We start from the raw sequence: 9,211 nt of genomic DNA, 5'->3' as shown, positions 1-9,211 counted from the left end.
AGGCCGGGGGCGGCGACCCCGCGTTCGGGGTGCTCCGGCTGCCCGCGGCCGTGCTCGGCGGCAACAGCCTGGCGGTCACCGGGGAGTCGCCGCACCGGGACGAGGCCTGGAGCCTGGTCGCGGCCATGACCGGGCAGGAGGTCCAGGCGGAGTTCCGGGAGGCCGGTCTGCTCCCCGCCCGCGGCAGCGGCTACCGGCTGAGCGACGCCGAGGACCGGGACGTGCGGTACTGGGAGGAGCTGCGCGACGCCGTCGGCGAGGGACTGCTGCGGCCGCGCACCCCCTACTACCCGTACGTGAGCGAGGTGCTGCGGGACCACGTGGACACGCAGATCCGCCCGGGCTCGACCGACCCGCACCCCGAGGACATGGTGTGCGAGCTCAACGCCGCGCTCGCCGGGAGGGTCAGCACGTGCGGCTGACGGCCCCGGGCGGCAGGTCCCCGGGTCGACAGGTACATGAATCGACACGTGCACGAGTCGACACGTCGACCCGGAGCCTCTTCCCGGCTCGACCGGGCGCGGCGGCGGAGCCGGGCGGCGCCCGTTCCGTCGACCGGTTCCGGCGCGGGCCCTACCGCCCGCCCCGGCCGTAGCCCTGGTTGACCTGGATCTGGAGCATGTTGCCGAGGTGGTGGTGCAGGCTGGCGGCGACCTCGCCGCCCTCGCCCCAGTCGACGACGCCGAACTTCATGCTGGGCGTCACCCTCATGCGCGTGCCCCGGGGATGGGGAAGAGGTCGACGTACACGTTGAACCCCCGGGTGAGCAGGCTCATGCCGGTGGAGAAGGCGTAGCGGTAACCGGCGCCGGGCACCGGGTTCCCCGGGCCCGAGGCCCCTTGGTGCGCGACACGGAGTGGGGGAGCATGTTCCACACCTGGTTGATGTGGAACGGAAGCTGGTAGTCGAAGGTCGTGGCCACGCTTCTCCGTCCTCGCTCTGGAGGCCGCCCGCGTCCCGCGCTCCGGGGCGGAGGTGACGACGCCCTCCCGGTGCGCCGCATCCTACAGGTGCCCTGATCGCACCAGCGTCCCCGAGTCGACGGGTACACGAGTCGACAGGTCGACACGGCCCGTTGTCGACACGGGAACACGGTGCCCGGCCGGGCCGCGCCTCGGGCGCCGACGCACGTGTGAGGCGCGGACATGAGAAAAGGCCCCCCGTGGGGAGCCTTCTCGTGTGTGGGCGTACCAGGACTTGAACCTGGGGCCTCATCCTTATCAGGGATGCGCTCTAACCGACTGAGCTATACGCCCTTGCTGCGTGTGGAACTCTACCGCATCGGCGGGACCGGGGCGAACCGGTGATCCGGGGCGGACGCGAGGCGGGACGCGGCGCACACGTCCCTTTCCACCTCCCATTTTACCCGGGTGCGGAAGTGCTCCGAACCAACGCGTGAGGGCCCGGCCCCAGCGGGGACCGGGCCCTCACGGCGGTGCTACTCGGCCTCGGACAGCGTCACGTCGATGCCGCCGACCAGGTCGGCGACGAGGTTGTACAGCATGGCGCCCACCGTGGACAGGGCGGTGATCAGCACGATGTTCAGCGCGCCGACCACGCCGGTGTACCCCAGGACGCGGCCCGGCGAGAACCAGGAGGCCGGGTCGAGGCCGAGCTCGTCCTCGGTCCCGTCGCCCTCCAGGAGCGCCGTGAGCATGTTGGTCAGCTCGTCGAAGACACCCAGCATCGACAGCGTCGCGTAGATCACCGCGATCGCCACGAACAGGATGATGAAGCACACCAGGGAGACGACGAAGCTGAACTTCATCACCGACCACGGCTCCACACGGGAGACCGACAGGTGTGCCTTACGGCTGGACAGGCTGGCCTTCACGGCGCTCGGACCCTCAGGCACCGAGGTCTTCGATTCGGACACTGGCGTTCCCCCCGCTTCGGCGCGGTCCTCCGCCACGGATCCGGCCGGTCCGGCGGCGGTCCCGGACCCGGTGTCCGCCTTGTCGGCGGAGCCCTCGTCCTCGTCGCCGGGCTTGCTCCCCGACTCCTCGCCGGACTCCTCGGCCGTGCCGGCCTCGGTGGCGCCCGTCGCCGCCTCGGCCTTGTCGCCGACCTCGGTGGTCACGGCGGCCCCCGCTTCTGCCGTGTCCTTCTCGGTCGTCTCCACGTCCCCGTCCCGGGCGGTCTCCGCCGTGTCCGGGTCGGTTTCGTTCGTGGTGGTGTTCCGCTGGTTGTCAGACATAGAAACGTTACCGCTGGACTTTCCTTGAGAACGGGTGATTGGCGCGACCAGGGTGTCCGCGGGGTCCGCGCAAAACGAACCCCGCGGCCCATATGGGGCCTAACGCGAAGTCTAGGCCTCCGGGTTGCCTTCGGCGTTCGCGTTCACGTCCTCGGCCGTGTCGGCGGCCGCTTCACCCGCGTCCTCGGCCGTCTCGACGGCCTCCTCCTCGGCGGCCTCGGCGTTGCGCGCCACGGCCACGATCTTGTTGCCCTTGGCCAGGTTCATCAGCCGGACGCCCATGGTCGTGCGGCCGGACCGCTTGACCTCGTCGGCACCGGTGCGGATGACACCGCCAGCGGAGGTGATCGCGAAGACCTCGTCCACCTCGGGGTCGATCATCAGGGCGCCGACCAGCTTGCCGCGGGCCTCCACCACCTTGGCCGTCAGCACGCCCTTGCCGCCGCGGTTCTGCACCGGGTACTGGTCGGACGGGGTGCGCTTGGCGTAGCCGTTCTCGGTGGTGACCAGGACGTCCGTGGAGCCGTCGCCGGGCCGGATGACGTCCATGCTCAGCAGGTAGTCGTCCTCCAGGAACCGCATGCCGATCACGCCGCTGGTGGCGCGGCCCATGGGGCGCAGCGACTCGTCGGAGGCCGGGAACCGGATCGCCTGGGCGTCGCTGGAGATCAGCAGCAGGTCGTCGTCGGGGAAGACCAGCCGGGCGGCGATCAGCTCGTCGCCCTCGCGCAGGTTGATCGCGATGATGCCCGCCGCGCGCGCCGAGTCGAAGTCCTCCAGACGGGACTTCTTGACCAGGCCCTCACGGGTGGCGAGCACCAGGTACGGGGCGGCCTCGTAGTCGCGCAGCGCCATGATCTGCGCGATCTCCTCGCCCGGCTGGAACGGGAGCAGGTTCGCCACGTGCTGGCCGCGCGCGTCGCGGGCGGCCTCGGGCAGCTCGTAGGCCTTCGTGCGGTACACCCGGCCCTGGTTGGTGAAGCACAGGATCCAGTTGTGGGTGGTGGTGACGAAGAAGTGCTGGACGATGTCGTCCTGCTTGAGCTGGGCCCCGCGCACGCCCTTGCCACCGCGCTTCTGGGCGCGGTAGTTGTCGATGCGCGTGCGCTTGGCGTATCCACCGCGGGAGATCGTGACGACCACGTCCTCCTCGGCGATGAAGTCCTCCATGCGCATGTCGCCCTCGAAGGGGATGATGTGCGTGCGCCGCTCGTCGCCGTACTTCTCCACGATCTCGCCGAGCTCCTCGCGGATGATGCTCCGCTGGCGCGTGTCCGATTCGAGGATGTCGTTGTAGTCGGCGATCTGCGCCATGAGCTCGTCGTACTCGGCCGTCAGGGCGTTGCGCTCCAGGGCGGCGAGCTTGCGCAGCTGCATGTCGAGGATGGCGCGGGCCTGGATGTCGTCGATCTCCAGCAGGTCCATCAGGCCGGTGCGGGCCTGGTCCGCGGAGGCGCTGGCCCGGATGAGGTTGATGACCTCGTCGATGCGGTCCATGGCCCGCAGCAGCGCGCGCAGGATGTGCGCCCGCTCCTCGGCCTTGCGCAGCAGGTACCGGGTCCGGCGGACGATGACCTCGACCTGGTGCTTGACCCAGTGCCGGATCATCTGGTCCAGGCGCAGGGTGCGCGGCACCCCGTCGACCAGCGCGAGCATGTTCGCGCCGAAGGTCTCCTGGAGCTGCGTGTGCTTGTAGAGGTTGTTCAGCACGACCTTGGCGACGGCGTCGCGCTTGAGCACGATGACCAGGCGCTGTCCGGTGCGGCCGCTGCTCTCGTCGCGCACGTCGGCGATGCCGGTGATCTTGCCGTCCTTGACCAGGTCGGCGATCTTGAGCGCGAGGTTGTCCGGGTTGACCTGGTAGGGCAGCTCGGTGACGACCAGGGTCTGGCGGCCCCGCTTGTCCTCCTCCACCTCGACCACGGCGCGCATGGTGATGGAGCCGCGCCCGGTCCGGTACGCCTCCTCGATGCCGCGCTTGCCGACGATGAGCCCGCGGGTGGGGAAGTCGGGGCCCTTGACGCGTGCGATGAGCGCGTCGAGCAGCTCCTCGTCCTGCGCCTCGGGGTTGTCGAGGTACCAGTTGACGCCGTCGGCGACCTCGCGCAGGTTGTGCGGCGGGATGTTGGTGGCCATGCCGACCGCGATGCCCGAGGAGCCGTTGACCAGCAGGTTCGGGAAGCGGGCGGGCAGCACGACGGGCTCGGAGGAGCGGCCGTCGTAGTTGGGCCGGAAGTCGACGGTGTCCTTGTCGATGTCCCGGAGCATCTCCATGGCCAGCGGCGCGAGCTTGCACTCGGTGTAGCGCATGGCGGCGGCCGGGTCGTTGCCCGCCGAGCCGAAGTTGCCGTTGGGGTCGACCAGCGGCATCCGCATGGACCACCACTGCGCCAGGCGCACCAGGGTGTCGTAGATGGCGCTGTCACCGTGCGGGTGGTAGTTGCCCATGACGTCGCCGACGACGCGGGCGCACTTGAAGTAGCCGCGGTCGGGACGGTAGCCGCCGTCGTACATCGCGTAGAGCACGCGCTGGTGGACCGGCTTGAGGCCGTCGCGCACGTCGGGCAGGGCGCGGCCGACGATGACGGACATCGCGTAGTCGAGGTAGCTGCGCTGCATCTCGACCTGGATGTCGACGGGCTCGATCCGGTCGGTCACGCGCGGCGGGGCCTCCACAGTGGAGTCCCCGCCCTCAGGGGCGTCGGGGTTGTTCGCATCCGTCACGGATGTCGGTCCCTTCTACGAAGCTTGCTTGAGCACGGGTGGGAGCGGGGCCCGGGTCCTCGGGGCCCAGGCTGTGCCTCTCGGACCGGCCTCCGCTCGCGGGGGTCGGTTCGGGCGTCCGAACACGGACCGGAGCGGGGCGGAGGTCCGGAAGACACCGCCTAGATGTCCAGGAAGCGGACGTCCTTGGCGTTGCGCTGGATGAAGGCGCGCCGCGACTCGACGTCCTCACCCATGAGCACGCTGAACAGTTCGTCGGCCTGGGCCGCGTCCTCCAGGCTGACCTGGAGCAGGACGCGGCGGTCCGGGTCCATCGTGGTGTCCCACAGCTCGTTGGCGTTCATCTCGCCCAGACCCTTGAAGCGCTGCACCATGTCGCGCGGGCGCGGGTCCCTCTTGCCCTGGGCGATCCCGGCCTCGATGACCCGGTCGCGCTCGGCGTCGGAGAAGGCGTAGCTGGCGTCGCTGCCCTTCTGGTCCCACTTGATCTTGTACAGCGGCGGCGCGGCCAGGTAGACGTTCCCGGCCTCGACCAGCGGCTTCATGAAGCGGAACAGCAGGGTGAGCAGCAGCGTGCGGATGTGCTGGCCGTCGACGTCGGCGTCGGCCATCAGGATGACCTTGTGGTACCGCAGCTTCTCGGCGTCGAACTCCTCGTGGATGCCGGTGCCCAGGGCGGTGATGATCGCCTGGACCTCCGCGTTCTTGAGGATGCGGTCGATGCGCGACTTCTCGACGTTGAGGATCTTGCCCCGGATGGGCAGGATGGCCTGGTTGTGAGGGTTGCGGCCGCCCTTGGCGGAGCCGCCGGCCGAGTCGCCCTCGACGATGTAGACCTCGCACTCCTCCGGGTTGGTGGACTGGCAGTCCGACAGCTTGCCCGGGAGGGAGGTGGTCTCCAGAAGGGTCTTGCGGCGGGTCAGGTCGCGGGCCTGGCGGGCGGCCACGCGCGCGCGGGCGGCCTGGCTGGCCTTGGACACGATGTCCTTGGCCTCGCCGGGGTTGCGCTCGAACCAGTCGCGCAGGTGCTCGTTGGTGACCTTCTGGACGAAGGACTTGGCCTCGGTGTTGCCCAGCTTGGTCTTGGTCTGGCCCTCGAACTGCGGGTCGGCCAGCTTGACCGAGATGATGGCGGTCAGACCCTCGCGGATGTCGTCGCCGGTGAGGTTGTCGTCCTTCTCGCGCAGCAGCTTCTGGTCGCGGGCGTACCGGTTGACCAGGGTGGTCAGCGCGGAGCGGAAGCCCTCCTCGTGCGTGCCGCCCTCAGCCGTGTTGATGGTGTTGGCGAAGGTGTGCACGGAGGAGGTGTAGGACTGGTTCCACTGCATGGCGATCTCGACCGAGATCCCCTCGCCCTCCTCCTCGAAGGAGATGATCGACGCGTGCGCCGGCTCCTTCTTGGCGTTGATGTGGCGGACGTAGTCCGACAGCCCCTCGTCGTAGTGGAAGGTGTTGACCGTCGGTCCGCCGTCGGTGTGCTCGGGCCGCTCGTCGCGGATGGTGATGGACAGCCCCTTGTTGAGGAAGGCCATCTCCTGCATGCGGCGGGCGAGCGTCTCGAAGGAGAACGTGGTGGTCTCGAAGATGTCGCCGTCCGGCCAGAAGGTGATCTGGGTGCCGGTCTCGTCGGTGCTCTCGCCCTTGACGAGTTCGCCGGTGGGCGCGGTCATCTCGTAGCGCTGGCGCCACACGTGCCCGTGGAGGCGGATCTCCACCTCCAGCGCGGTGGACAGCGCGTTGACGACGGAGACGCCGACGCCGTGCAGGCCGCCGGAGACCGCGTAGGACTTGCCGTCGAACTTGCCGCCCGCGTGCAGCGTGGTGAGGACGACCTCGACGGCGGGGCGCTTCTCCACCGGGTGGAGGTCGGTGGGGATGCCGCGGCCGTTGTCGGCCACGCACACGCCGCCGTCGGCCAGCAGGGTCACCTCGATGGCGTCGGCGTGGCCCGCCAGCGCCTCGTCGACGGAGTTGTCGACCACCTCGTAGACCAGGTGGTGCAGGCCCCGCTCCCCTGTGGAACCGATGTACATTCCGGGGCGCTTGCGGACCGCCTCAAGCCCCTCCAGAACCGTGATTGAACCTGCGTCGTAGGCCAAGTGGGAACACCCTCCTGCTGGGGACGCCTGCCGACCGCGGCCGAGCGGCGACGGTCACCCGTGACACGGTGATCGGGAGGGTCTGCGTGCCGCGACACCTGGGGGATCACCGTTCGCCACAGGGGCCGTCCGCCCACCCTCTTCTGGGGGCGTGGGACCGGCTACAGGCGTCTGAAGAACCGTCTCCATGATACCCCGCACGGTGCGACAAAGTGGCATTGGCGGCCCTGTGCCGCCTCACAACGAACGTTCAGGGAGGGAGACGACTCCCTACACGCGGGAGGGGCTGCGCGCAAGTCCCGGTGCGGTTGAGTGCCGCCTGCGGCGACCGGCGGCCCCGGGGCGGCCCGGAGCCCCTCCCCGGCCGCGCCGGACACCCTCCGGAACGGCGTTCACCTGGGGATATCCACAAGCCGCGAAAGTGGAGGAAACGGGCATCCCGGCCCCGCGGCCCGGGCGGGCGCGCCTCAGCGGCGCCGGAAACCGGGTCCGCGGACCTTGATGGCGACGACCGTGCCGTCGCCCAGCTCCTCGTTGAGACGGCGCATGAGATCGCGCACCATCGCTCGCGCGTGGGCCGCCATGGTGGGCGAATCGGCCACCACGACCAGTTCCCCGTCCGAATAGCTCTCCGGACGCAGGTGTTCCGCGTTGAAATCGCCCACGATATCCGCCCAGCGGCCGAACACGCCGCCGATGGCCACCTGCTCCTGCCAGCCGTGCTCGATCAGCCACGTGCGCACGGCCTCACCGAACATCTGGGGCTCGTTGCGTGACCGCAACCGGCCACGCCGACGCGAGCGCTGGAGGCCTCGGGGCACCGCGCCGCGGTCCTTGGCCTCGGCCCGGGCGCGCGCGAGCGCCTGGCGGGCCAGGTCGGCCCCCGTCGGGGCCGGGGGAGCCGACGGCCCCGGCTCCGACGGACGCCGCGCCCCGTCCACAGGCTGTGGACGCAGACCTCCGCCGCCGTGGTCGGCCGCGCCGGAGGCCGATCCCCGGTCCACAGGGTGTGGATAACGCTCACTCACCCGCGACGCCCCCCTCGCGCACGCCGAACCGGGCCCCGTCCAGCTCCTTGGGGATGTCCTCGGGCACGGCCGCGGTCACCAGGACCTGTTCGGCGTCGCCGACGCGCTCGGCCAGCCTGCGGCGGCGCTCGCTGTCCAGCTCGGCGAACACGTCGTCCAGGATCAGCACCGGGTCGTCTCCGTCGGAGCGCAGCAGGTCGAAGGCGGCCAGCTTGAGCGAGAGGGCGTACGACCAGGACTCGCCCTGGCTGGCGTAGCCCTTGGCGGGCATCCCGCCCAGTCGCAGGACCAGGTCGTCGCGGTGCGGGCCCACCAGGCTGACGCCGCGCTGGAGCTCGCGGTCGCGGGCCTCGGCCATGGCCGCGCGCAGGGTTTCCACAAGCTGTGGACGGCCGGTCGGCGGTTCGACCCCCTCGGGGACCGCGCCGCTGCGGTAGTCGGGGACGGCCGGGCCCCCGGAGTCGGTCAGCCCGGCGTAGGCCTCGGCGATCCTCGGGCGCAGCTCCTCCACCAGCTCCAGCCGCGCCGCCAGCAGCTCCGCGCCCGTCTCCGCCAGGTGGGAGTCCCACACCTCCAGCGTGCTCAGGTCGGGCGCCGAGCGCTGGCGGAACATCCGGCCGGAGGCCGACTTGAGCAGGGCGTTGCGCTGCTTGAGCACCCGGTCGTAGTCCGAGCGCACGCCCGCCATCCGGGGCGCGCGCGCCACCAGCAGGTCGTCCAGGAACCGGCGCCGCTCGCCGGGGTCGCCCTTGACCAGGGCCAGGTCCTCCGGGGCGAAGAGCACGGTGCGCAGGATCCCCAGGACCTCGCGCGGACGGCCCGCGGGCGCCTGGTTGATCCGGGCCCGGTTGGCCCTGCCGGGGTTGAGCTCCAGGTCCACGACCATGGACCGCTCGTCGCGCACCACCTTGGCCCGGACGATCGCGCGGGGGGCGCCCTGGCGGACCAGCGGGGTGTCGGAGGAGACCCGGTGGCTGCCGAGGGTGGCCACGTAGCCGATCGCCTCGACCAGATTGGTCTTGCCCTGGCCGTTGGCGCCGACGAACACGCTCACGCCGGGGCCCATCTCCACGAGGGCCTCGCGGTAGGACCGGAAGTCGGCCAGTTGCAGGTGGGATACGTACATCCGGCCTTCCTCCTGGGGCGGCGGCGGTCGGGGGAAG

Annotated in this window: 5 protein-coding genes, 1 tRNA gene and 1 pseudogene; 1 reads left to right on the top strand and 6 read right to left on the bottom strand. The window is 70.6% G+C overall.

Annotated elements, in window-relative coordinates; all coding sequences use genetic code 11:
* Positions 1–422 (top strand): annotated as a pseudogene (locus DQW06_RS17155) (ABC transporter substrate-binding protein); the annotation flags it as partial.
* A 760-nt stretch (positions 423–1,182) separates the two neighbouring features.
* Here DQW06_RS17155 and DQW06_RS17145 read toward each other — a convergent pair.
* From DQW06_RS17145 to recF, 6 genes are all read right to left on the bottom strand, one after another.
* A tRNA-Ile gene (locus tag DQW06_RS17145) sits at positions 1,183–1,256 on the bottom strand.
* 182 nt (positions 1,257–1,438) lie between these two features.
* A complete protein-coding gene (locus tag DQW06_RS17140) occupies positions 1,439–2,197 on the bottom strand; it encodes a DUF3566 domain-containing protein (RefSeq protein WP_013151068.1) in 759 nt (252 codons plus the stop codon).
* A gap of 111 nt (positions 2,198–2,308) precedes the next feature.
* Entirely contained in the window at positions 2,309–4,921 is a 2,613-nt protein-coding gene (gene gyrA / locus DQW06_RS17135) for a DNA gyrase subunit A (protein ID WP_198662471.1), read from the bottom strand.
* 161 nt (positions 4,922–5,082) lie between these two features.
* Positions 5,083–7,020 carry a DNA topoisomerase (ATP-hydrolyzing) subunit B gene (gene gyrB, locus DQW06_RS17130; RefSeq protein ID WP_013151066.1) on the bottom strand — a complete coding sequence of 646 codons (1,938 nt, stop codon included), beginning with the start codon at positions 7,018–7,020 and terminating at the stop codon, positions 5,083–5,085.
* A gap of 467 nt (positions 7,021–7,487) precedes the next feature.
* Positions 7,488–7,961 carry a DUF721 domain-containing protein gene (locus DQW06_RS17125; protein WP_174546430.1) on the bottom strand — a complete coding sequence of 158 codons (474 nt, stop codon included), beginning with the start codon at positions 7,959–7,961 and terminating at the stop codon, positions 7,488–7,490.
* A 79-nt stretch (positions 7,962–8,040) separates the two neighbouring features.
* Positions 8,041–9,174, bottom strand: coding sequence for a DNA replication/repair protein RecF (gene recF / locus DQW06_RS17120; protein ID WP_013151064.1), 1,134 nt, complete (start codon positions 9,172–9,174; stop codon positions 8,041–8,043).
* Positions 9,175–9,211: the final 37 nt, after the last annotated feature.

This window comes from Nocardiopsis sp. TNDT3, assembly GCF_003427465.1.
Lineage (GTDB): Bacteria > Actinomycetota > Actinomycetes > Streptosporangiales > Streptosporangiaceae > Nocardiopsis > Nocardiopsis dassonvillei.
The sequence above is the reverse complement of the archived record's forward strand: the minus strand, read 5'-3'. Positions and strand labels throughout refer to the sequence as shown.